At 72.5% G+C, this 20,952-nt stretch carries 22 protein-coding genes; 11 read left to right on the top strand and 11 right to left on the bottom strand.

Annotation, left to right across the window (positions count from 1 at the left end; genetic code table 11):
* Positions 1-58 precede the first annotated feature (58 nt).
* Both ACIQK6_RS29820 and ACIQK6_RS29815 read right to left on the bottom strand, forming a co-directional pair.
* Positions 59-247 carry a DUF5999 family protein gene (locus ACIQK6_RS29820; RefSeq protein ID WP_030009772.1) on the bottom strand — a complete coding sequence of 63 codons (189 nt, stop codon included), beginning with the start codon at positions 245-247 and terminating at the stop codon, positions 59-61.
* A gap of 261 nt (positions 248-508) precedes the next feature.
* A complete protein-coding gene (locus ACIQK6_RS29815) occupies positions 509-1,129 on the bottom strand; it encodes a hypothetical protein (protein ID WP_329104270.1) in 621 nt (206 codons plus the stop codon).
* Positions 1,130-1,617: 488 nt separating this feature from the next.
* Between ACIQK6_RS29815 and ACIQK6_RS29810 the strand changes: the two genes are divergently transcribed.
* The 3 genes from ACIQK6_RS29810 (at position 1,618) to ACIQK6_RS29800 (ending at position 5,080) form a co-directional block, all read left to right on the top strand.
* A complete protein-coding gene (locus ACIQK6_RS29810) occupies positions 1,618-3,150 on the top strand; it encodes a glutamate-cysteine ligase family protein (protein ID WP_402695771.1) in 1,533 nt (510 codons plus the stop codon).
* A 162-nt stretch (positions 3,151-3,312) separates the two neighbouring features.
* Positions 3,313-4,152, top strand: a complete 840-nt coding sequence (locus ACIQK6_RS29805; RefSeq protein WP_402695769.1) for a CPBP family intramembrane glutamic endopeptidase — start codon at positions 3,313-3,315, stop codon at positions 4,150-4,152.
* A 193-nt stretch (positions 4,153-4,345) separates the two neighbouring features.
* On the top strand, positions 4,346-5,080 hold the full coding sequence (locus tag ACIQK6_RS29800; RefSeq protein ID WP_329104276.1) for a hypothetical protein: 735 nt from the start codon (positions 4,346-4,348) through the stop codon (positions 5,078-5,080).
* Between the two features lie 90 nt (positions 5,081-5,170).
* Here ACIQK6_RS29800 and ACIQK6_RS29795 read toward each other — a convergent pair whose 3' ends face one another.
* Both ACIQK6_RS29795 and ACIQK6_RS29790 read right to left on the bottom strand, forming a co-directional pair.
* On the bottom strand, positions 5,171-6,013 hold the full coding sequence (locus ACIQK6_RS29795) for a PhzF family phenazine biosynthesis protein (protein WP_402695768.1): 843 nt from the start codon (positions 6,011-6,013) through the stop codon (positions 5,171-5,173).
* A gap of 105 nt (positions 6,014-6,118) precedes the next feature.
* Complete coding sequence (locus ACIQK6_RS29790) at positions 6,119-6,328, bottom strand: hypothetical protein (protein WP_402695766.1); 210 nt, start codon at positions 6,326-6,328, stop codon at positions 6,119-6,121.
* Positions 6,329-6,332: 4 nt separating this feature from the next.
* Here ACIQK6_RS29790 and ACIQK6_RS29785 point away from each other — a divergent pair, with 4 nt between their 5' ends.
* Both ACIQK6_RS29785 and ACIQK6_RS29780 read left to right on the top strand, forming a co-directional pair.
* Complete coding sequence (locus ACIQK6_RS29785; protein WP_402695765.1) at positions 6,333-7,028, top strand: response regulator transcription factor; 696 nt, start codon at positions 6,333-6,335, stop codon at positions 7,026-7,028.
* The gene (locus tag ACIQK6_RS29780) at positions 7,025-8,389 is read left to right on the top strand and encodes a sensor histidine kinase (protein WP_402695763.1); all 1,365 of its coding nucleotides are present in this window, start codon (positions 7,025-7,027) and stop codon (positions 8,387-8,389) included. Before ACIQK6_RS29785 ends, ACIQK6_RS29780 begins: the two co-directional genes overlap by 4 nt.
* On the opposite strand, the gene ACIQK6_RS29775 is transcribed toward ACIQK6_RS29780, so the two are convergent.
* The 3 genes from ACIQK6_RS29775 to ACIQK6_RS29765 all read right to left on the bottom strand — a co-directional run bounded on the left by ACIQK6_RS29775 (position 8,355) and on the right by ACIQK6_RS29765 (position 11,221).
* Entirely contained in the window at positions 8,355-8,858 is a 504-nt protein-coding gene (locus tag ACIQK6_RS29775) for an SgcJ/EcaC family oxidoreductase (protein WP_329104286.1), read from the bottom strand. The two genes, ACIQK6_RS29780 and ACIQK6_RS29775, sit on opposite strands and share 35 nt — an antisense overlap.
* Positions 8,859-9,496: 638 nt before the next feature.
* The gene (locus ACIQK6_RS29770; RefSeq protein ID WP_402695761.1) at positions 9,497-10,378 is read right to left on the bottom strand and encodes a helix-turn-helix domain-containing protein; all 882 of its coding nucleotides are present in this window, start codon (positions 10,376-10,378) and stop codon (positions 9,497-9,499) included.
* Between the two features lie 9 nt (positions 10,379-10,387).
* A complete protein-coding gene (locus ACIQK6_RS29765; RefSeq protein WP_329104290.1) occupies positions 10,388-11,221 on the bottom strand; it encodes an alpha/beta fold hydrolase in 834 nt (277 codons plus the stop codon).
* A gap of 464 nt (positions 11,222-11,685) precedes the next feature.
* Here ACIQK6_RS29765 and ACIQK6_RS29760 point away from each other — a divergent pair, with 464 nt between their 5' ends.
* Entirely contained in the window at positions 11,686-12,306 is a 621-nt protein-coding gene (locus tag ACIQK6_RS29760; protein ID WP_329104292.1) for a PadR family transcriptional regulator, read from the top strand.
* An 87-nt stretch (positions 12,307-12,393) separates the two neighbouring features.
* On the opposite strand, the gene ACIQK6_RS29755 is transcribed toward ACIQK6_RS29760, so the two are convergent.
* Positions 12,394-12,822 (bottom strand): SRPBCC family protein, encoded by a 429-nt coding sequence (locus ACIQK6_RS29755; RefSeq protein ID WP_329104294.1) that lies wholly within the window; start codon positions 12,820-12,822, stop codon positions 12,394-12,396.
* Between the two features lie 172 nt (positions 12,823-12,994).
* Here ACIQK6_RS29755 and ACIQK6_RS29750 point away from each other — a divergent pair, with 172 nt between their 5' ends.
* Both ACIQK6_RS29750 and ACIQK6_RS29745 read left to right on the top strand, forming a co-directional pair.
* The gene (locus ACIQK6_RS29750; RefSeq protein WP_402695759.1) at positions 12,995-13,966 is read left to right on the top strand and encodes an EamA family transporter; all 972 of its coding nucleotides are present in this window, start codon (positions 12,995-12,997) and stop codon (positions 13,964-13,966) included.
* A 162-nt stretch (positions 13,967-14,128) separates the two neighbouring features.
* A complete protein-coding gene (locus ACIQK6_RS29745) occupies positions 14,129-15,088 on the top strand; it encodes a DMT family transporter (RefSeq protein WP_402695757.1) in 960 nt (319 codons plus the stop codon).
* Here the strand turns inward: ACIQK6_RS29745 and ACIQK6_RS29740 are convergent.
* Positions 15,070-15,813: a pyridoxamine 5'-phosphate oxidase family protein gene (locus ACIQK6_RS29740; protein WP_329104300.1), complete on the bottom strand. Its 744-nt coding sequence runs from the start codon at positions 15,811-15,813 to the stop codon at positions 15,070-15,072. The genes ACIQK6_RS29745 and ACIQK6_RS29740 overlap by 19 nt on opposite strands.
* 37 nt (positions 15,814-15,850) lie before the next feature.
* On the opposite strand from ACIQK6_RS29740, the gene ACIQK6_RS29735 reads away from it, so the two are divergent.
* Entirely contained in the window at positions 15,851-17,185 is a 1,335-nt protein-coding gene (locus ACIQK6_RS29735; RefSeq protein WP_329104302.1) for an aminotransferase class I/II-fold pyridoxal phosphate-dependent enzyme, read from the top strand.
* Positions 17,186-17,559: 374 nt separating this feature from the next.
* On the opposite strand, the gene ACIQK6_RS29730 is transcribed toward ACIQK6_RS29735, so the two are convergent.
* Positions 17,560-18,567 (bottom strand): DMT family transporter, encoded by a 1,008-nt coding sequence (locus tag ACIQK6_RS29730; protein ID WP_329104304.1) that lies wholly within the window; start codon positions 18,565-18,567, stop codon positions 17,560-17,562.
* Between the two features lie 74 nt (positions 18,568-18,641).
* Here ACIQK6_RS29730 and ACIQK6_RS29725 point away from each other — a divergent pair, with 74 nt between their 5' ends.
* Complete coding sequence (locus ACIQK6_RS29725; protein ID WP_329104306.1) at positions 18,642-19,562, top strand: LysR substrate-binding domain-containing protein; 921 nt, start codon at positions 18,642-18,644, stop codon at positions 19,560-19,562.
* Positions 19,563-19,608: 46 nt separating this feature from the next.
* On the opposite strand, the gene ACIQK6_RS29720 is transcribed toward ACIQK6_RS29725, so the two are convergent.
* The gene (locus ACIQK6_RS29720; protein WP_329104308.1) at positions 19,609-20,088 is read right to left on the bottom strand and encodes a pyridoxamine 5'-phosphate oxidase family protein; all 480 of its coding nucleotides are present in this window, start codon (positions 20,086-20,088) and stop codon (positions 19,609-19,611) included.
* 76 nt (positions 20,089-20,164) lie between these two features.
* On the opposite strand from ACIQK6_RS29720, the gene ACIQK6_RS29715 reads away from it, so the two are divergent.
* Positions 20,165-20,779, top strand: coding sequence for a cysteine hydrolase (locus tag ACIQK6_RS29715; RefSeq protein ID WP_329104310.1), 615 nt, complete (start codon positions 20,165-20,167; stop codon positions 20,777-20,779).
* The last annotated feature ends 173 nt before the right edge of the window (positions 20,780-20,952 follow it).

The raw sequence follows: 20,952 nt of genomic DNA, 5'->3' as shown, positions 1-20,952 counted from the left end.
GGAGATTCTCCCGGACCAGCCCCTTCGTCGTTCGCTACGGTCGACCGGACGGCTTCGCCTAGGCCGCCGCGAGCGGGCGGTGCGGGGCGATGATCTGGCCGTCCGGCAGCAGTTCACCGGTGTCCTCGAAGAGGAGGACGCCATTGCACAGCAGGCTCCAGCCCTGCTCCGGGTGGTTGGCCACCGGGCGCGCGGCCTCCCGGTCGGCGGATTCGGCTGACGGGCAGGCTGGCTGGTGCTGGCACATGGATGCGTTCTTTCGCTGCGGTGTGGTCTGTGTGCTACGGCTCGATGCGTGATTCATGGCCGTCCCCCTGGGTCATCCCCGCACCCGCGGGGAGCGTGTCATCAGTCTTCCTCCATGACAGCCGCTTCGCAGGTATTTCCCGGCAGCCGTCCTCACAGATTGATGACGCATCACTCGTGCGGGCGGTTCAGGCCAACTCCCCTGTCATTTCGGATGGTTCGCGAGTGGCCCGGGTGGACTAGGCCGAATGGGTGATTCAGGTCAGGCGGCGGGTGCGGCCAGGGAGGGGGGCGGCGCCGTCGGTGTCGGGGTGAGCCGACGGGTGAGTACGGGCAGCAGCTCGGATACCGGATGCGGCCGGTGCGCGGCGATGCCGGGCGGGGCCGGGGCGAGGGGTACCAGCAGGTCCTCGCCGGCCGGTAGCCCGGCGGCGGCGTCCGCGCCCACCGCCCCGTGCAGCCACAGGGTCAGCATGTAGAGCTCCGGAACCGACAGCAGCCGTGGCTGGTAGCCGGTGGTGAGGGACTCCGCCTGACGCAGGGCGCGTTCGGTGGCCGCGACGTAGGGGCCCTCGAAGAAATGGGAGAAGACCCAGCCGTCGGGAGTCAGCCGGGTGTCGGCCGCCGCGACGTAGCGGTCCCCGCTGCGGATCAGGAACCGCCAGCCCGTGAGCCGGGTGCGCGGCGGCCTGCCGCCGGCCGCGAGGTTGGACATGCCCAGCCGGTCGAGGACGTGCACCGGAAGCGGGAGTTCGGCGGTCAGCGGCCCTTGGATCGCGCGCAGGGCCGGGGTGTGCGCCTCGTGGACGGCGGTGGGGGAACCGAGTGCCGCGAGGACGCTGCGCAGGGCGGGCGCGGGAGCCGGAGGGACATGCAGCGGCATGGTGGGTCGCCTCTCACTTGGGAGACCGGTGGAACGGGGGCAGGTGCGGACTCGCATTCTGGGGCCAGAGGGGGGCCGAGGGGCAATGGCCGCGCGCCAACTCTCTGCCTCGTTTGCGGAGTTTATACGACATGTGTTCACGCAGTGTTTCGGCTAGCTGTCCCGCCTATTGCCGGCAAGGCGCTTACCGGACCCGCTGACATGACGTTCATGGCGGCTGCGCGCGAACATGTCGCGCTGACCTCGGAGGTTACCGGATGGGGGCTCGGCTGGAAAGCTTCGGTTATCCCAACGAGGCAAAGTCGAAGCGGAATTTGCATACCGCGACTTGCCAAGTGAATGTGCCGAAGCGCCCTTCGGCCAAACCGGCGCGCGCTCCTCGTCACGCACGCCCCCCGCGCGTTATGGATCACGCTGCCGGGGCATCATCGACCGTAACGCGCGCCTGGGGTGTACCGGGCCAGGCCCACTCGAGGAGGGACGCTTCGATGGGGGAGAAGGTCGTGGCGGGCGGATTCGACCTGTCCGATCGGCAGCGGTATCGAAGGAAGCTCCACGAGTGCCTGGAGGGACTGGAGCGGCTCCTGGCGGAGAAGAGGTTCGATCGCCCGAAGAACATGATGGGACTGGAGATCGAGCTGAATCTCGCGGGTGCCGACGGATTGCCGAGAATGGTGAATGCGCAGGTGCTGGAGCGGATTGCGAGCCCTGATTTTCAAACCGAACTGGGAATGTTCAACCTGGAGGTGAACGTCCTTCCGCACCGGCTGGGTGGTCGAGTATTCGACCGGCTCGCCGAGGAACTCAGCGCCGGGCTGGGCTATGCCCACCGGAAGGCCGCGGAGATCGACGCCGGAGTGGTGATGATCGGCATTCTGCCGACGATCTCCCGCGCCGACCTGGTCACCGCGAACCTTTCGGCGGTGGACCGCTACTCGCTGCTCAACGAGCAGATCCTGATGATGCGCGGGGAGGACTTCACGCTCGACATCGACGGCGTCGAACGGCTGATCTGGACCTCCGGGTCGATCGTGCCGGAGGCCGCTTGCACCTCCGTACAGCTGCACCTGCAGGTGACGCCGGCCCGGTTCTCGGCGGTCTGGAACGCGGCGCAGGCGGTGGCCGCGGCACAGATAGCCGTCGGCGCCAATTCGCCCTTCCTGTTCGGGCGCGAGCTGTGGCGGGAGTCGCGGCCGCCGCTGTTCACGCAGGCCACCGACACCCGGCCGCCCGAGCTCCAGGCGCAGGGCGTGCGGCCCCGCACGTGGTTCGGGGAGCGGTGGGTGGACTCGGCGTACGAGCTCTTCGCCGAGAACGTCCGCTACTTCCCCTCCCTGTTGCCCATATGCGACGAGGAGGAGCCGCTCCGGGTGCTCAACGAGGGCGGGGTACCGGGCCTGCAGGAACTGGTCCTGCACAACGGCACCGTCTACCGGTGGAACCGGCCCGTGTACGGGGTCGCCGACGGGGTGCCGCACCTGCGCGTGGAGAACCGGGTGCTGCCGGCCGGGCCGACGGTCGCCGACGTCGTCGCCAACGCCGCCTTCTACTACGGGCTCGTACGCACCCTCGCGGACGAACCGCGCCCGGTCTGGACCCGGCTGCCCTTCGCCGAGGCGGAAGCCAACTTCGACGCGGCCTGCCGGTACGGCATCGACGCGCGGCTGCGGTGGCCGCGCCGCGGCCGGGCCGGGGGGCTGGCGAGCGTGCCCGCCGTACGGCTGGTCCTGGACGAGCTGCTGCCCATGGCCGCTGCGGGGTTGGACGCCTGGGGCATCGAGCCCGCGGACCGGGACCACTACCTCGGCATCATCGAGGAGCGCTGCCGGCGCCGGGTGAACGGGGCGACCTGGCAGGTGGACACCTACCACCGGGCACTCGCCGCCGGACTGGAGCGGGACGAGGCGCTGGCTGCGACGACCCGCAGGTACAGCGAGCTCATGCACAAGGGCGACCCGGTGCACACCTGGCCGGTGGGGCTGACGGAGGAGGTGACCGCCTCGGTGCCCGTCGTGCGCTGACCGGCTCCGGCCGTGGCTCCGGCGGTGGCTCCGGCAGTGTCTCCGGCTCCGGCTGAGGGCTCCGCTGGCCCGCCCGCCTGCGCTCCCGCCCGCTCGCCCGACGCCCCCGGCGATCTTGTTGAGGGCCCCGCAGTGATCCTCCCAGTCCGCCGAGGAGGCAGTATGGGGTGGTCGCAACGGGATGGCAGGACGGAGTCGGGCGTGCGGACGGAGCCGGAGCCGGTGTTCTTGGAACTGGACGAGGACGGGCGGCGGCGCCTGCTGCGCACCGAGACGCTGCTCGTCCTCGCGCTGTCGTTGGGCGCGAGCGGGGTCTCGGCACTCATCAGCTTCATCGGCTCGCTCACCAAGCCCGGCGGCCTCAAGGACCAGGCGGCCACGCTCAACGGCTCCTACGCCCCGGGCCGGCCCTGGCTGGACCTCGCCTGGCAGCTGTTCGGCATCGCGAGCGCCCTGGTACCCGTACTGCTGGTCGCGCACCTGCTGACCCGCGAGGGCGCCCCCGGGCTGCGGGCACTGGGCTTCGACCGCACCCGGCCCTGGTGGGACCTCGGCCGGGGCGCGCTGGTCGCGGCCGGGATCGGTAGCGCCGGGCTGGCCTTCTACTTGGGCGCCCGGTCCACCGGATTCAACCTCACGGTGGTGCCGGAGGCGCTGCCCGACGTGTGGTGGAAGTTCCCCGTACTCATCCTCTCCGCACTGCAGAACGCCCTGGTGGAGGAGATCATCGTGCTGGCCTACCTGCTGCGCCGGCTCGGCCAGCTGGGCTGGTCGCCCATGGCCGCGCTGCTGGCCAGCTCGGCGCTGCGCGGCTCCTACCACCTCTACCAGGGCATCGGCGGCTTCATCGGCAACATGGTGATGGGCGTCGTCTTCGTCCTCGCCTACCGGCGCTGGGGCCGGGTGGCACCGCTCTTCGTCGCGCACGCGCTCCTCGACATCGTGGCCTTCGGCGGGTACGCGCTGCTCGCGGGCAAGGTGGGCTGGCTGCCGACCCCGTGACCGCCTCCCTGACCGACCCCTGACCGACGGTGGCCCACCCGATCGGCCCTTCCGGGCGGTGACGGACGCGGGGGCGGTGCGACGCTGGAGGCCAGTGCTGTGACCGGCAGGGTCCACCGGGTCGCCGTGCCAGGCACGACGGGCACGCCCGGCCCGCCTGTCCGGCCACAGCACCAGTGAGGAGGCGCACCCGGTGGCTGTTCTGGACTCCCTGGTGCCGTTCGCGCCGTTCCTGGTGCCCGTGGTCACGGGCCTGGTGGGCGGGATCAGCCTCCTCATTCGGGACCGACGGGAGGCGCGCAGCAGCGATCACCACTACCGCAGGCGCCTGGAGAAGGCCGCGCTGGAGATCCAGTTCCTCACCGGCTGGCTGCAGGCCAAGGAGCTGGCGCCGACCGATGCGCCGCCCCCGGATCCGGAGCCCGGACGCTGGCTGGACGAGTGCTACGCGTCGGTGCGCCGGGCCAAGGCGGACACGGGCGGCCGCCACCGGACGGGGCCGGTCTCGCTGCGCCGCCTGCTGCTCCTGGGGGAAGCGAGCGGCCCGGCGAAGAGCGTGCGGGTCGTCTACTGGATCTCCCTCCTCCTGTTCAACGTCGCGCTCGCGTGGTGGGTGAACGCGCTCATCGCAGGCGTACCCGGCTTCATGCACGAGGACGGTGTCTCCGAGTCCGAGGAAATCGCCTCCTACCTGGGGGCGGCGGGCGTCCTCTTCGTCATGTCGGCCCTCCTGTGGGTGTGGACGGTGCACTTGGGCGCGGCGGAGCCGAAGCAGGTGTACCGCAAGCGGATCGACTCGGCCGCGTGGGAGGAACAGGAGCGGAAGCGGCGGAGTGCCGCACACGCGAAGGCGGTTGCGAAGGCCAGGCGCGCGAAGGGGGACGTGCAGGGGGACGGGGACGGGGACGGGGGCGGGTCCGCGGGCTGACCCGCTCGGACAGGCACCTCCGGCCCGGCCCGGCCCGGCCCGGTTTGGCGTCCTCGTCCTCGTCCTCGTCCGCGTTCGTGTCCCGTGTGCTCATCCCGCCCGTTCGGCCCCGGGCGGCGGCGCGAGGAGCTCTCCGTCCACGACCGTGACGGCCCGGCCGGTCAGCAGGGTGCGCTCGCCCGCCAGGGTCACCCGTACCAGCCCGCGGCGCGCACCGCCCTGGAGGCCGGTCAGTTCGGTACGGCCCAGCCGCTCCGCCCAGAACGGGGCGAGCGCGGTGTGGGCGCTGCCGGTGACCGGGTCCTCGTCGATGCCGAAGGCGGGGAAGAAGCCGCGGGAGACGAAGTCGTACCCGAGGGAGGGATCCTCGGCGGGCGCGGTGACGATCACCCCCCGCCGGGCGAAGGCGCGCAGGGCGCCGTGGTCCGGTTCCAGCTCGCGCACGGTCTTCTCGTCGGCGAGCTCCACGACGAGGTCACCGATGTGGTCGGCGGTGTCGTGCACCGAGAGGATCGGGGGACCGCCGAGCGCATGGTCCACGGCGGCCGGCGCCGCCACCGGGGTCAGCGAAGAGGTCGGGAAGTCCATGGTGACCGTGCCGTCCTCGGCGGCCTCGGCCGTGAGGACGCCGCAGCGCGCGGAGAAGCGGATCAGTCCCGTGGCGAGCCCGCTGGTGGCCAGCACGTGCGCGGTGGCCAGGGTGGCGTGGCCGCACATGTCCACCTCGGCGGCCGGGGTGAACCAGCGCAGCGCCCAGTCGGCGTCCCCGCCGGGCGGCAGGGGGTGGGCGAAGGCGGTCTCGGAGAGGTTCATCTCGCAGGCCACCTGCTGGAGCCAGGCGTCCGGGGGGAACGCTGCGTCGAGGAGCAGGACTGCCGCGGGGTTCCCCTGGAAGGGTCGGTCGGTGAAGGCGTCGACGATTCGGATGCGCATGCTCCGACGGTAGGGCGGTTTCTTGATCATCGACAAAGGCCAATCGGGGGTGACTGGCCCTGTCCGGTGTGGTGCCGCCCGCGCAGTCCGGCCCCGACCGGACCGTCACGGATCGTCCAGTTCCCCGGAGCCCGCCGCCGCGCCCGCATCGACGACGACCTCGCCGCCCGGACCGAGCGTCCGACACCCGAACCACACCGGATCGTCGACGCGGCGGCGGTCCGCGGGGCGGCGGTCCGCGGGGCGGCGCGCAACGCCCGGTACGCAGGGCTCCGGTTCACCCTTGCCGCCGTGAACCGGCTTGTCCGTACGCACTAGTGTGCGCGTACTTCTGGTGGAAGACGATGAGCCGGTCGCCGAGTCCCTGCTCCGCGGCCTGAGCCGCTACGGCTTCGACGTCGAGTGGGTCACCACGGGCGGCGCGGCGTTGGGTCACGAGGGTCCGTACGACGTCGTCCTCCTCGATCTCGGGTTGCCCGACACCGACGGCCTCGACGTGTGCAAGGCGCTGCGCGGGCGCAGTGCCGTGCCGATCATCGTGATCAGTGCCCGCAGCGACGAGACGGACCGGGTGGTCGGGTTGGAGCTGGGCGCCGACGACTACGTGTCCAAGCCGTTCGGGGTCCGGGAGGTCATCGCGCGGATACGGGCGGTGATGCGGCGCGTGCAACCCCGCACCCCGTCGACTCCGGAGAGCGCCCCCGACCGGTACGGTTCCCGGCTCACCATCGACCGCAGGGCCGCCCGCGTCCGGCTGGACGGCCAAGAGGTGGCGCTCGCCCCCAAGGAGTACGACCTGCTCGCCTTCCTCACCGAGGAGCCCGGCGCGCTGATGTCCCGCGAGCAGATCATGGAAGCCGTCTGGGACGCGAACTGGTTCGGGCCGACCAAGACGCTGGACGTGCACGTCGCGGCGCTGCGGCGCAAACTCGTCGGGGCGATCACCATCGATGCGGTACGGGGGGTCGGCTTCCGGCTCGAGGTCGACAAGGGCGGGAACGACGCCGCTCCATGATCCGCCAGCTGATCCGCAGCTACATCCTGCTCGTCGCCGTGGCGATCCTGCTGTTCACCGTGCCGGTGGCCTTCACGCTCACCGCCCAGCTGCGCGATGACACCGAGGCGTTCGTCAAGCGCGAGGCGACCACCATGGCCCTACTGTTGGGCAACGGCAACGCCAGCTCCTGTCAGGCGCTGGAGGAGGTGGTGCGGGCGTACGAACAGGAGACCCACGACCGGGTGCAGGTGACCGTCACCGACACCTGTGCGCCGGACATTCCCGCGCCGGCCGCCGACGCGGTCCTGTCCCGGGCGCTGAAGGACGGGGAGACGACGACCGACTGGGGTTCGGACCTCATATGGGGCCGTGACCTGGTGATCACCGTCCCCGCGAAGGACCGGGGCCGGATCGTCGGCGCCGTGCGCATCGTCTATTCGACCGGCAACCTCACCCACCGGCTGTGGACGATCTGGGGCTTCCGGGCCGGGCTCGCGGTGGCGGTGCTCGGGGTGGCCGCCCTGATCGGCGCGGTGGTGGCCCGCCGGCTCACGCGTCCGCTCCGCCAACTCAACGACGTGGCGAGCAGGTTCAGTGACGGCGACCTGTCCGCACGCTCCCCGGTGGAGGGCCCGCAGGAGACCCGGACCCTCGCCCGGACCCTCAACCAGGCGGGCGAGCGGCTGGACACGCTGATCGCCTCGCAGCGCATCTTCGTCGCGGACGCCTCCCACCAACTGCGCACGCCGCTCACGGCGTTGCGCCTGTCGCTGGACAACATCGCGGACGGCGTCGACGACGAGTTCGTGCACGAGGACGTGGAACTGGCGACCGCGGAGGTCGTCCGGATGAGCCGCTTGGTCAACGGTCTGCTGGTGCTGGCCCGGGCGGAGGCCAAGGTATCCGCGGCCGAGCCGCTGCCGCTCAGGGACATCGTGGAGGAACGGCTGTCGGTGTGGAGGCCGGCCGCCGACGAGCGCGGAGTCACCATCGCGTTCGGGGCGGGCGTCGACGGCCGGCCGGCGGTGTTGGCCAGCCCCGGCCATCTGGACCAGGTGCTGGACAACGTGCTCTCGAACGCGCTGGAGGTCTCACCGGACGGCGGCACGATCACCGTCCGGATCGACCCCCGCGGTGCCGAGGCCGTGCTCTCCGTCCTCGACGAGGGACCCGGCATGTCGGATGCGGAGAAGTCCCGCGCCTTCGACCGGTTCTGGCGCGGTCAGGGCCTGACCGGGCGCTCCGGTTCGGGCCTCGGCCTCGCCGTCGTCAAGCAGCTGGTGACGGACGACGGCGGCACGGTGACCCTGCAGGACGCTCCCGGCTCGGGTTTGTGGGTGGTCATCACCCTTCGGGCATCTTCGAGGAGTGGTGGTTGACGATCAGCCACTTGCCGTTCCGCTTCTCGTACTCGTACGAGTAGCGGGCTTTCACGGTGCTCTTCGCTCCGGTCTTCGGGTCGGTGAGCGTGAATGCGTAGACGCCTGTGTCGATGGCGGAGTTCTTGTCGAGGACGTTGACTATGGTTTCGACCTTCACGCCGACGGGCTTGTTCTGCAGGAAGTGCTCGAAGTAGTCGACGATTTCCGCACGGTCGGTACGGATCTTGTTGGAAACCGTGGGCAGGAGGACCGCGTCGCTCGCGTAGAGGTCGGCCACCTTCTTCGGGTCACCGGTCTGCAGGGCCTTGTTCCAAGTGTCGAAGAGGCCTGCGACCTGGACCTTTGTGGGTTGGGGGTCCCGGTGCTGGGGCCCGGCCGTCGCGGCGACGGTGCCGACGGTACCTAGGGTCAGGACCGTGGCGGCGGCGACGACGGCTGCGCGCTTGCTGAGGGAACGACGGGTCAACGCATCTCCAGGGTGAGGCGGGTCGGAGCGGTCTGCTTCCCGTCGGGAAGTCCCTGCCGGGAGGCCCTCGGGGGAAGCGGCTCCAGACTCGCCGGCCACGGTCCAGGAACGGTGCAAGCGGGCTCCAGCGCAGGGCCAGGACACGGCCAACCCACGGGGAGTGGTCGTCGCGTCACTCCGTCCGCTCTGTCCACTCCGTCCGCTCCGTTCGCTCGGTTGCCGGGCCTCCAGTCCCACCGGGCCCCACGGACGTGCTGCGGTCGTGGTGTCGACGAGGTGGTTCCACAGAGCTTCGATCCCGGGCCGACCGCGCAGCCCGAACCGTTCGGGGTCCACATCCGGCCGCCGCGGACGCTCGGGTCGAGCACAGCACGGTCCGGACGGCGGGCCGTGCGAGGGGCAGCGTCCTTGCCGGCGCATCGACCTCGGTCTGCAGCGGTCCATCGTCGGCTCCACGAACTGCGTTCGGTCCCACGTCGATGACCGATCCGAGTTCGGTGGCACGGGGCACCTGCCCTTTGACAGCCGAGTCAGTCCATGCGATGGCCTGACCTGGGGGGATTACGGGACAGCCCTGAGGGTGGATGTCAAAGGAGAGTTGTCGGTCGGGAGCAAGGCGAGGGCCGCGGCTGAGCGGTTCAGCGCCGGCCGGAACCGCGTGCGCCACCTGTCACGGGCCTCCCTGCCCGCCAGAAGTCCGGCCACGCGACGTCGTCGATCGCCAGCCACGGCGCGGCGGCGACGGCAGTCGGCGTAAGCCCCGTGAACGCCTTCACGTCGCGGTGCAGATGGGGCTGGTCGACGTAACCGCTCTCGGCCGCGACACCGGCGGGAGGGAGACCCGCCGCGAGTAGATGGGCCGCACGGTCGAACCGCACCAGCTGGGCGGCGCGCTTCGGGGTGATGCCGAGCTGTGCCCGGAAACGCGCCCACAGGCGCTTGCGGCTCCAGCCGACCTCGTCCGCCAGGCTGTCGATACGCACCCGGCCGCCGCCGGTGACCGTCCGCCTCCAGACGTGGGCGACCTCCGGATCGACCCGCAGGCCGTCCCCGATCCGCCGGCGGATGATGTCCGCCGCCATCGCATACCGCTCGTCCCACGACCCGGCTGCACTCAGCCGCTCCTCGATGCGTCCGGCGTCGCAGCCCCAGACGTCAGCCAAGGACTCCACGCTCCCGCTGGCCCCGGCCGACGAGCCGAGCACCGCGGCCGCCACACCCGGCTGAAGCCGGATCTGCAGGCACTCGCCCACCAGGCCGGACGCCCGTAGCTCCCCGGGGGCCAGGCCGATCACGACACTGCCGTGTCCGCGCCGGCCCCGCGTGTCGTAGACCAGGCCGTCATCGTCGCTCAGATCGATGAGCAAGGTGACGGACGGATGCGCGACCATGGCGATGTCGACGGGCGTGGGGACACGCTGGCGGAATCCGGCCATGCTGATGCCCGGCAGCCGGTTCGAAGGCACCGGTACCGCGATGTCAACGCCCGACCACACGGGGGGCACGCCCTGCGACGACACGACACCAGTCTAGGCCGGGCCCGTTGGCGGGTTTCCGGCGCAAAGGGCCGCGAAGTCCAGTAGCAGCCGGCCCACCGGCTCGGGCGCTTCCAGCACGGGAATGTGCCCGACGCCCGGCATCATCTCGACCCGCACGTCCGGCACGACGTCGTACTGGCGCGCCGACGCAGGATCCCACCGGGGATCGGCAGCGCCGAAGACCACGAGTACCGGGAGCCCGAGGGCGGCGAGCCGCTCGGGCACCGGCTGCTCGGCGAGGTAAGCGGTGTTCTCGCGCAGCACTTTGCGGAACGCGCGGTACGTGGTGCTCCGCACGTCGGCGACCATGCCGGGCGGGATGGGCGCAGGGCCGGCGAGCGTGGCGCCGATGCCTTTGCGGATCATCGCATCCGAACGTCGCGACCACAGCAGCGGCCCGAAGGGCGGTGCCAGCATGGCGCGGAGGATGGCCGGCTGCGGCAGGAGCGCGTCGATGCGCGGGCCGGTACTGATCATCGCCAGCGAACCCACCAGGTCGGGGCGCTGCTCCGCGAGCGCGGTGGCGACGTAACCGCCGCTGGAGTGGCCGGCCACGGTGACCGAGCGCAGCCCGAGTTCGTCGAGCAGCGCCGCCACGCGGCCCGCCTGCGCCCGAACGTCGTAGGACACGGCGGGCGGGGACTGGCCGCAGCCCGCGAGGTCCATCCGGACGACATGATGGCGGGCGGCGAGGGCCGGGACCACCGGCTCCCAGGAGGCGCCCGAGGCTCCAGATCCGTGGATGAGCAGCAGCGGCGGCGCGTCCCGCGGTCCGTCGCGGTCCACATGCATCGACTGCGCGTGCTGTGCGTCGTGGTCGTCCATGGGGCGATGGTGCGGGGGGCGGCGGCTGCCGGTCTTGTACGAATGTCGCCAAGGGCCCGCGGCGGGCGCGCCCCGCATCTGGATGGACGTGCATGCAGCGAGCGGCGCGTGGTCGCCGAGCCGGTCGCGTGTGTGACGGTAGCCAGCTTGTCGGTCGAACTCCGGTCACGGCATTGCCCCTTGGGGGCATCCGGAGGCAGACCGTACAGCACCTCCAGGATGCGCCCCTCCCGGCAACGAGCCTGGTCAGCGGCCTTCTTGGGAAGCTCTGCGATCCGGGCAGTCGGCGGAACCCGTCGCGCCTCCTCCGTCGGCCAGGCGCACGACCGGGTGCGGGACCGCTGCCCCGCCGCACTATCGACGACAGGTTCCGATATATCGTTGACAGGTCGCGAGGTGTCGCCGATAGTGGAGACATCGGACAACCGATGAAGCAACGACAACGTGACGAAAGGAGCGCAGTCATGCGTTCACGCGGACAGCACGGACACGAGCACGGCCATGACCACGGACGGGGCCACGACCACTGCGGGCCCGATCGTCGGGAGGGTTTCAAGGGGCGGCGCGCCGCCTTCGGCCCGTTCGGCCCGCCCTTCGGCGGAGGCCCCTTCGGTGGTCGCGGCGGACGTGGCGGACCGCGGGGTCGGGCCCGGCGCGGCGATGTGCGCGCCTCGATCCTGGCGCTGCTCGCCGACCGGCCGATGCACGGCTACGAGATGATCCAGGAGATCGGTGAGCGCAGCGGCGGGGCCTGGAAGCCCAGCCCGGGCTCGGTCTACCCGACCCTGCAGTTGCTCGAGGACGAGGGGCTCATCGCGAGTGCGAGCGAGGGCGGCAAGAAGCTGTTCACGCTCACCGACGCCGGCCGCACCGAGGCCGAGTCGGGCCCGGACGCCCCGTGGGCGGATGCCGGGCGCGGCTTCGACTTCGAGGCGATGCAGGAGGTCCGGACGGCCGGCATCGGTCTGATGGAGGCCTTCGGGCAGGTCTTCAAGACCGGCTCGCCCCAGCAGCGGGAGAAGGCCCTCGGGGTCATCAACGACGCCCGCAAGAAGCTCTACCTGATCCTGGCCGACGAGCACTGAGCCCGACCGGCCCCGGCGTGCGGCGGCGCGCCCCGCGAGTTCGTCTCGCGGGGCGCGCCTTCGCGTGCGGAGCGTACGGCCCGGAGGTCAGACGACCAGGCCGGCCAGCTTGCGCAGCGACTCGTTCAGTGCGGCGGTGGCCGAGTCCTTGAGCTTGCCCGCCATCAGGGAGACGGCGGCCCCGGTGAACTCGCCGTCGATGCGGACCGTGGTGGCCTCGCCGTCCGGGATCAAGGTGTACCGGGTGAGGACCGCCACGCCCATCGGGCCCTTGCCGGTGATGGCGAAGAGGCGCTCGGCCTCCAGCTCCGAGACGGTCCAGACGACCTCGGCCGGGAAGCCCATCATCTTCATGTTCTCCGCGAAGGTGGCGCCGACCGCGAGGGTCTCGGGTCCGCCCCCGGGGAAGTTCGTGTGGGTCATGCTCCACTGCCCGTACGCGTCCCAGTCCGTCAGCTGGGACCAGAGCAGCGCGGCGGACGCCTCGATGCGTGATTCCGCGGTGACTTCGGCCATGCGGCCACCCCTTCTCGTCGGGTACGTGCGGCGGAAGGTAGCCCCGGCGGGCGGAACATTCAATACTGACGACCTGTCAGACGTGGCCGCGGTCGACCGGCCGTGATCTCGACTCCGTCTCAACAGGTGTCATCCCCGTGACGGTCCTGACCCACCCTGTCATGATGGCGGGATGCAAGCGTCAGGGAGAAATGCCGGACTGGGCCTCGCCCTCGTCTCGGCGTTCGCGTTCGGTGGTTCCGGAGTCGCGGCGAAGCCGCTGATCGAGGCGGGTCTGGACCCCCTCCACATGGTCTGGCTCAGGGTGGCCGGGGCGGCGCTCGTGCTGTCCCCGCTGGCCTGGCGCCACCGCGACCTCGTGCTGCGCAGGCCCGCGCTGCTCGCCGGCTTCGGGCTGGTCGCCGTCGCGGGTGTGCAGGCCTTCTACTTCGCCTCCCTGTCCCGCATCCCCGTCGGCGTGGCCCTGCTGCTGGAGTACCTGGGCCCGGCGCTGCTGCTCGGCTACATCCGCTTCGTGCAGCGCAAGCCCGTGACGCGCGCCGCCGCCGCGGGCGCGGCCGTGGCCGTCGTGGGGCTGGCCTGCGTGGTCGAGATCTGGGCCGGGCTGAGCCTGGACCTGCTCGGCGTGCTCTTCGGCCTCGCCGCCGCCTGCTGCCAGGCCTTCTACTTCGTCTTCGCCGACCAGGGCGCCGACGGGGACGACGCCCCCGACCCGCTCGGGGTGATCGCGTACGGCATGCTCGTCGGCGCCCTGGTGATGACCGTGATCGCCCGGCCCTGGGAGATCGACTGGCAGGTGCTGGGCGGCGAGGCCTCCGTGGGCGGCACGATGGTGCCCGCGCCGGTGTTGCTCGCCTGGGTGGTGCTGGTCGCGACCGTCTTCGCCTACCTGACCGGTGTGGTCTCGGTGCGCAGGCTCTCGCCGCAGGTCGCCGGCGTCGTGGCCTTCCTGGAGGCGGTCGTCGCCACCGTGTTCGCCTGGATCCTGCTCGGAGAGCACCTTTCCACCTGGCAGATCGTCGGTGGCGGTCTGGTGCTGGGCGGCGCCTTCATCGCGCAGTCCGCCCGGCCGGTCTCGCCGGTGCCGGTCGTCGCCGAGCAGGCCGTGCCGGGCCGTGAGGCGGCCGCGGTCGGCAAGGGCTAGGGTGGCGGACATGCATTCGACCGTGCTTCCGCCTCCCGCCGCCTAGCGCGGGCGGCGCCACCACGACAGGTACCCGGTCCGGGAGCTCCCCGGGCGGGTCCGTGCTGCCCGCGAAGCGATGACCTGCTTCTTTCATCCTTCACGCATGCGCGGAGACATCTCGTGTCGAACCATTCGCCCGCTGCCGGGCGCAGTCTGCTGTACCTCGTCGTCGCCGGAGCCGCTTGGGGCACCGCCGGGGCGGCCGCCTCCCTCCTCTTCCTGGCCAGTGACCTCGGCCCGCTCGCCCTGTCCTTCTGGCGGTGCGCGGGCGGCCTCCTGGTGTTGCTCGGAGTGCTCGCCGTGCGCGGGTCCCGGTCCGTCCCGGGGCGGGTGCGGCCCCCGGTGGCTTCGCTGATCGTCACCGGGCTCCTCTTCACCCTCTTCCAGGCCGCGTACTTCGCCGCCGTGCGCGATACGGGCCTCGCGGTGGGCACCGTGGTCACCCTCGGCGCCGGGCCCGTGATCATCGCGCTGGGGGCCCGGTACTGGATGGGCGAGCGGCTCGGCCGCGGCGGCGCGGTCGCCGTCGTGGGGGCGCTGGCCGGACTGGCCGTACTGGTGCTGGGCAGCGGCGGCGGCGAGGTGCGGCCGCTCGGCGTCGGCTGGGCGCTGTTGTCGGCCGCCGGGTACGCGGGCATGACCCTGCGGGCGCGCTGGCTCGGGCAGTGCGGGGCGGGCGGGGACCCGCTGGTGACCACCGCCTGGTCGGTGGCCGTGGGCACGGTGTGCCTGCTGCCGCTCGCCGCGGTGGAGGGGCTGCTGCCGCACACCGCCGATCTCGGACGGGTGCTCTGGCTGCTCGTGTACGTCGCCACCGTGCCGACCGCACTGGCGTACGCGCTCTACTTCACGGGTGCCGCCGCGGTACGGGCCGCCACCGTGTCGGTGATCATGCTGATCGAGCCGGTGAGCGCGGCGGCGATCGCGGTCCTGCTGCTCGGGGAGCGGCTGACCGGCGCCGTGGTGCTGGGTACCGTACTGCTGCTGACGGCGGTGGGCGCGCTGATCGTGGCGGAGGCCCGCGGGCCGGTGGCCGCGCCCACCCCCGTGCGGCGCAGCCCTCAGAGCGCGCTGAGGTAGTCCGGTACGGCGATGCCGGGGGTCAGGTCCGCGGCGGGCACCGGGGTTCCGTACGCCGGGGCCACCGGGACCACGCCCGCCCAGTGCGGCAGGTCCAGGTCCTCGGCGTCGTCGTTCACCGGGCCGCTGCGGATCTTCGCTGACACCTCGGCGAGGTCCACGCGGATCACCGAGGTGGCGGCGAGTTCCCGGGCGTTGGCCGGCCGGGTGTCGGCGGAGCGGCCCGGGGCGACGGCGTCGACCATGGCGTCCAGGGCCGTCCGGCACTCCGCCTCGTCCGTGACCTGGTGGGCGGTGCCGTGCACGACCACCGAGCGGTAGTTGAGCGAGTGGTGGAAGGCCGAGCGGGCCAGGACCAGTCCGTCGACGTGGGTCACGGTCACGCAGACGGGCAGGCCCGGGTCGGTGCGGCGGGCCGCGAGCAGCGGGCGCGAGCCGGTCGAGCCGTGCATGTAGAGCGATTCGCCGACCCGGGCGTACAGCGTGGGCAGGACCACGGGCGCGCCGTCGCGGACGAAGCCGAGGTGGCAGACGTAGGCGCCGTCGAGTATCGAGTGCACCGTCTCGCGGTCGTAGCGCGCCCGGTCGCGGGAACGGCTGGGGACGGTGAGGTCGGTGGGCTCGTAGCTTCCGGCCGATCCGTCCGCGGCGGGCCCCTCGGTCCCTTCGGTCCTCTCGGTGGGTGCGGTCGTTGCGGGCGGTTCCGTCGCGGGCGTGGCGGTCATGGTGCCGACTCCATTGCACTAGTGCATACTGGGGTTTGTGCTAGGAGACTATCGGATCACAGGACGTCGCGCAGCGGATATCGCCGCCGGCGTGGAGACGGGCGTGGCCTCGGGTGCGCTCCCGCCGGGTTCGCTGCTGCCGCCGATGCGGGAGCTGGCGGGCGAGCTGGGGGTGAACCCCAACACCGTGGCCGCCGCCTACCGGACGCTGCGCGAGCGCGGGGTCATCGAGACCGACGGGCGGCGAGGCAGCCGGGTGCGGGCCCGCCCGTCGAGCACGCCGCGGGACGCGCTGCGCATGGTGGTGCCGGAGGGCGTGCGCGACCTCGCGGAGGGCAGCCCGGACGTGTCCTTGCTCCCCGCGCTGGAGGGGCCCCTCGCCGCGGCCGCCCGCCGCTACGCGCTGGCGCCGACCCTCTACGGGGCGGCCCCGGTCGCCCCGGAGCTCGCGGAGCTGGCCCGGGCCGGCTTCGACGCGGACGGCGTGCCGCCGGGGCCGGTGGCGGTGACCTCCGGTGCGCTGGACGGGATCGAACGGGTGCTCACCGCCCATCTGCGGGCGGGCGACGCGGTGGCGGTCGAGGACCCGGGATGGGGCGGGGCGCTGGACCTGGTCCCGGCGCTCGGGCTGCGCGTGCTGCCGGTGGCCGTGGACGACGACGGGCCCCGGCCCGAGGCGGTGGCCCGGGCGCTGAAGGCCGGCGCGCGGGCGCTGGTGGTGACCTCGCGGGCGCAGAACCCGACCGGGGCCGCGGTGGGTGCGGAACGGGCGCGGGAGCTGCGGGCCCTGCTGGCGGACCACCCCGAGGTGCTGCTGATCGAGGACGACCACGGGAACGGGATCGTCGACCTGCCGCTGCATCCGCTGGGCGGAGTGACCCGGCACTGGGTGCTGGTGCGGTCCACGGCGAAGGCGTACGGGCCGGACCTGCGGCTCGCGGTGCTGACCGGCGATGCGGTCACGCTGGACCGGCTGCGGGGTCGGCAACGGCTGGGGCCGGGCTGGGTGAGCCGGTTGCTGCAGTACGCGGTGGTGGAGCTGTGGGCCTCGGGCGCGGTCGACCCGGTGGCGGTGTCCCGCTCGTACGCGGAGCGGCGCGACGCGCTGGTCGAGGCGCTGCGGGAGCGGGGGGTCCGGGCGCACGGGCGCAGCGGCCTGAACGTCTGGGTGCCGGTGGTCGACGAGACGGTGGTCGTGACCCGGCTGCTCGCCGCCGGATGGGCGGTGTCCCCCGGGGCTGTCTTCCGGGTCGAGGCGGGGCCGGGGGTCCGGCTGACGGTCTCGCAGCTGTCGGCCGACGAGGTGCCGGGCCTGGCGGACGCGGTGGCCGCGGCGGCCAGTGTGGGAGCGGCGGGCGTGCGGTACGACTGACGGGCGCCCGAGCGCCCGAGCGCCCGAGCGCCCGAGCGACCGGGCGCTCCGGCGCCGCGGAGCCGGACTTCGGACTCCGGCAGGGAACCCGCGGCGCAGTGGAACCCGGGGCTCGCCAGTCCGGCCTTGGCGGTCGGCCCCGCCCGGGCCGCGCCCGGGCCGCCGGGTTTGCCAGCGGGATCCGGGGCCGGCCGGGGGAGCGGGGGGAGACTGCTCGACGGGATGCCGGTTCCGTACGGGCTGAACACCGAACCGGCGTCGGCGGCCGTCGCGAGATCCTGCGGGCCGGGCGGATCCCCTGCTCGGTAGGGCCCGGCGGTCGACCGACCCCGTCGGGGCGGGACCCCATGCCGCCCCGACGGGGTCGGGGAAGGTCAGGCGGGCCTGCGGGCCCCGGGGCGGGTCTGGGTCAGGGCCGCGCCGGCCAGGACGATCGCGGCGCCGACCGGGGTGTTCCAGTGGAGTTGCTCGCCGAGGACCAACACGCCCGCCGTGGTGGCGATGACCGGGATGAAGTAGGTGACCATCTGCGCAGTGGTCGGGCCGACTTCCGTCACCAGCCCGTACTGCATTTGCAGGGCCATGCCCGTACCGAGGGCGCCCAGCGCGATCACCGACAGGGTCGGCCAGAGCGGGAACGAGCTCGGGGTCGAGGTGAAGACGGCGCTCACGAGCGCGAGCTGGAGCGTGGAGACCATGAGCTGGCCGCCGGTCAGAGCCACCGGGGAGCCGGGGGTCCCGGCCAGCGTGCGCCGGACGTAGATCCAGCCGACGGGGTAGCACAGGGACGCGAGCAGGGCGAACGCCGTGCCCTTGGCGTCGACGCCGGAGAAGCCCTGCCAGGCACCGAGCACGGTCAGGACGCCGAGGAAGCCCAGGCCCAGTCCGGCGAACCGGCGGCGCGTCGGGCGGTCCTCGGACAGCGCGACCAGCGACAGCGCCATGCCCCACAGTGGCGAGGTGGCGTTGCAGATGCCGGCCAGGCTGGAGGGGATGCTCAGCTCCGCGTACGCGAAGAGCGAGAACGGGGCGGTGTTGAGCAGCAGCGCCGCCACGGTCAGGTGGCCCCAGGTGCGCAGGCCCCGGGGGAGCGGCTCGCGGCGGACCAGCAGCACGGTGAGGAGGGCGAGCGCGCCGAACAGGACCCGGCCGAGCGCCACCTGGAACGGAGCGTAGGCCTCCGTGCCGACCTTGATCAGGAGGAAGCTGAAGCCCCAGACGACCGAGAGGATCGCGAACCGGATCCGCCAGTCCAGCAGGCCGCCCCGGCGCCGGCCGGTGGAGGGGGCGGCGGTCGTGGTGGGGGCTGCGGTCGTGGTGGGGGAGGCCGGGGACGGGGAGGCGGCCGGGAGGGTCGGTCCGGCGGTGGTCGGTGCGCTCATGCCCCTTACTGTGCGTGCATCAACTTCGTAGGACAAGCGAGAGTTTCTCGGGGTGGCGTCGTAGCATTGCTTACATGTTGAACCTGGAGCGGCTGCGCACCCTGGACGCCCTCGCCCGCCACGGCTCGGTCAGCGGTGCGGCCGACGGCCTCCACGTCACCACCTCGGCCGTGTCCCAGCAGCTGGCCAAGTTGGAGCGCGAGGTCGGACAGCCGCTGCTGGCCAGGAACGGGCGCGGGGTCCGGCTCACCGACGCCGGGCGGCTGCTCGCCGATCACGCCGCCCGGATCATCTCCCAGGTGGAGCTCGCCCAGGCCGATGTCGAAGCCCAGCGGGGCTGCGCCGTGGGCGAGTTGCGGATCGGCGCCTTCCCGACCGCCATGCGCGGGCTGCTGCCCCGGGCCCTGGCCGCACTGCGGGCGGGGCATCCGGAGCTGCGGGTCAGGGTGCGCGAGCAGGAGCCCGAGGAGAGCATGGCGGCCGTCGTGCGCGGGGACCTCGACCTGGCCCTGGCGATCGACTGGCACAACAAGCGGATGCCGGTGCCCGCCGAGCTCACCCGGACCCACCTGCTGGACGACACCGTCGACATCGCGGTCCCGGCCGGCCACCGGCTGGCCGACCGGACCGCGAGCTCCCCGAAGTCCGGGATCTCCCTCGCCGAATTCGGCGACGACGACTGGATCTCCTGGAACGAGGGGCAGTTCTGCTACGAGTGGCTGGTCTTCACCCTGCGCGGTACGGGCATCGAGCCGCGCATCGCCCACATCGCCGAGGAGCACCACACCCAGCTGGCCTTCGTGGAGGCCGGACTCGGCGTGTGCGTGGCACCGAAGCTGGGCCGCGGCCCGGTGCCGCCGGGCGTGCGGCTGCTGCCGGTCTGCGACAGCGTACGCCGCCACGTCTACGCCGTCTGGCGCGCGGACGCCGACCGCAGGCCCTCCATCCGGGCCGCGGTCGACGCCCTGCGGCAGGCGGCCGCCGGCCTTCGGTAGGTCTGCCGGTCTGCGGTTCGCGGTCCGCCGGTCCGACACGACACGCCTACAGCTTGCGGAAGTCCCAGGAGACGATCGAGTCGGGGGTCAGCCGGATCCAGGCGTGCCGCCCGTCGTGCGGCATCTCCTCGATGCCGAAGTTCTTGACCGGGAAGATCCGCTCGGCCTCCGCGAGCTCGGGGCAGGGCTCGCCGGTGCGCGGGGCCTCGCCCACGAAGGCGGCGCTGCCGGACAGCTCCACCCCGCGCAGTTCGTCGTACGACTCGCCGGCGTCCACGACCACCGAGATCCGCGGATCCTTGCTCAGGTCGGACCAGCGGCGGCTGCGCGTGATCGAGTACAGCCACAGCGAGCTGCCGTCCCACGCGAACCACAGGGCGCCCACGTGCGGGCGCCCGTCGGGGGAGACCGTCGCGACCCGACAGGTCCTCTGCTCGCGCAGGAAGGAGTCCACTTCCGCGTCGCTCATCATGATGCGCCGGCCCCGCCGCTGCGAGGTTCCGGTTCCTGACCCGTCCACGTCCATCCGTACTGCACCCCTTCACATCTGACTGTGTGTCAGGAATCATGAGCGCTCTTCCGTCGCCACGCCAGGGGGAGCCATGCCGGATCTCGATCCCGCCACCACCGCGCTGCTCACCGTCGAGTGCCAGAACGGTGTCGTGGGCGAGGAGAGCGCGCTGCCCGAACTGGCGAAGGAGGCCCGGGACTCGGGGATGCTGGACCGGGTGGCCGCGCTCGTCGACGCCGCGCGCGGGGCCGGCGTCCAGGTGCTTCACGCGGTTGCCGAACGACGGCCCGACGGGCTCGGCGCGAACGCCAACGCCCGGCTGTTCCGGGCCGCGGAGCGGCTGCCCGTGCGCCAGCTGACCGGGAGCCGGGCGGTGGAGGTTGCCGCGCCCATCGTCGTCGCCGGGCAGGACCTGGTGGTCCGCCGGCTGCACGGACTCTCCCCGATGGCCGGTACCGACCTCGACCCCCTGCTGCGCAATCTCGGCATCCGCACCCTCGTCGTCACCGGGGTCTCCTCCAACATCGCCATCCCGAACACCGTCTTCGACGCCGTGAACCTCGGCTACCGGGTGGTGGTCCCGGAGGACGCCATCGCCGGGGTGCCGGCCTCCTGCACCGCCGAGGTGATCCGCAACTCCCTCGCGCTGGTAGCGGACATCACCACCGCCGAAGAGCTCCTCGATCAGTGGGCTCCCGCGACCTGACGCCCGTAGCCCGGTCGACTGCTGACCGGAGTGATCGTCTGAGTTCACGCGTGCGCAGCAGGCCCGGCTGGCTGGGCGACCTCGCGGGCGCCATCCAGTTACTGGGGTCCTGGGTTTCCGGGGCCCCGAGGCTCGGCGTACCCGTCCAGCGCGGTGATCCCCTTCTGCGGCGG

This window comes from Streptomyces sp. NPDC091682 (genome assembly GCF_044756625.1).
Classification (GTDB): Bacteria; Actinomycetota; Actinomycetes; order Streptomycetales; family Streptomycetaceae; genus Streptomyces.
The sequence above is the reverse complement of the archived record's forward strand: the minus strand, read 5'-3'. Positions and strand labels throughout refer to the sequence as shown.

What these genes read in the sequence shown, in the direction of transcription:
- ACIQK6_RS29720 (WP_329104308.1), bottom strand. Translation starts at nt 20,088, where the DNA reads ATGGACGTGGACGGGTCAGGAACCGGAACCTCGCAGCGGCGGGGCCGG.
- ACIQK6_RS29725 (WP_329104306.1), top strand. Translation starts at nt 18,642, where the DNA reads ATGTTGAACCTGGAGCGGCTGCGCACCCTGGACGCCCTCGCCCGCCAC.
- ACIQK6_RS29795 (WP_402695768.1), bottom strand. Translation starts at nt 6,013, where the DNA reads ATGCGCATCCGAATCGTCGACGCCTTCACCGACCGACCCTTCCAGGGG.
- ACIQK6_RS29760 (WP_329104292.1), top strand. Translation starts at nt 11,686, where the DNA reads ATGCGTTCACGCGGACAGCACGGACACGAGCACGGCCATGACCACGGA.
- ACIQK6_RS29805 (WP_402695769.1), top strand. Translation starts at nt 3,313, where the DNA reads ATGGGGTGGTCGCAACGGGATGGCAGGACGGAGTCGGGCGTGCGGACG.
- ACIQK6_RS29815 (WP_329104270.1), bottom strand. Translation starts at nt 1,129, where the DNA reads ATGCCGCTGCATGTCCCTCCGGCTCCCGCGCCCGCCCTGCGCAGCGTC.
- ACIQK6_RS29755 (WP_329104294.1), bottom strand. Translation starts at nt 12,822, where the DNA reads ATGGCCGAAGTCACCGCGGAATCACGCATCGAGGCGTCCGCCGCGCTG.
- ACIQK6_RS29780 (WP_402695763.1), top strand. Translation starts at nt 7,025, where the DNA reads ATGATCCGCCAGCTGATCCGCAGCTACATCCTGCTCGTCGCCGTGGCG.
- ACIQK6_RS29765 (WP_329104290.1), bottom strand. Translation starts at nt 11,221, where the DNA reads ATGGACGACCACGACGCACAGCACGCGCAGTCGATGCATGTGGACCGC.
- ACIQK6_RS29730 (WP_329104304.1), bottom strand. Translation starts at nt 18,567, where the DNA reads ATGAGCGCACCGACCACCGCCGGACCGACCCTCCCGGCCGCCTCCCCG.
- ACIQK6_RS29715 (WP_329104310.1), top strand. Translation starts at nt 20,165, where the DNA reads ATGCCGGATCTCGATCCCGCCACCACCGCGCTGCTCACCGTCGAGTGC.
- ACIQK6_RS29820 (WP_030009772.1), bottom strand. Translation starts at nt 247, where the DNA reads ATGTGCCAGCACCAGCCAGCCTGCCCGTCAGCCGAATCCGCCGACCGG.
- ACIQK6_RS29810 (WP_402695771.1), top strand. Translation starts at nt 1,618, where the DNA reads ATGGGGGAGAAGGTCGTGGCGGGCGGATTCGACCTGTCCGATCGGCAG.
- ACIQK6_RS29750 (WP_402695759.1), top strand. Translation starts at nt 12,995, where the DNA reads ATGCAAGCGTCAGGGAGAAATGCCGGACTGGGCCTCGCCCTCGTCTCG.
- ACIQK6_RS29740 (WP_329104300.1), bottom strand. Translation starts at nt 15,813, where the DNA reads ATGACCGCCACGCCCGCGACGGAACCGCCCGCAACGACCGCACCCACC.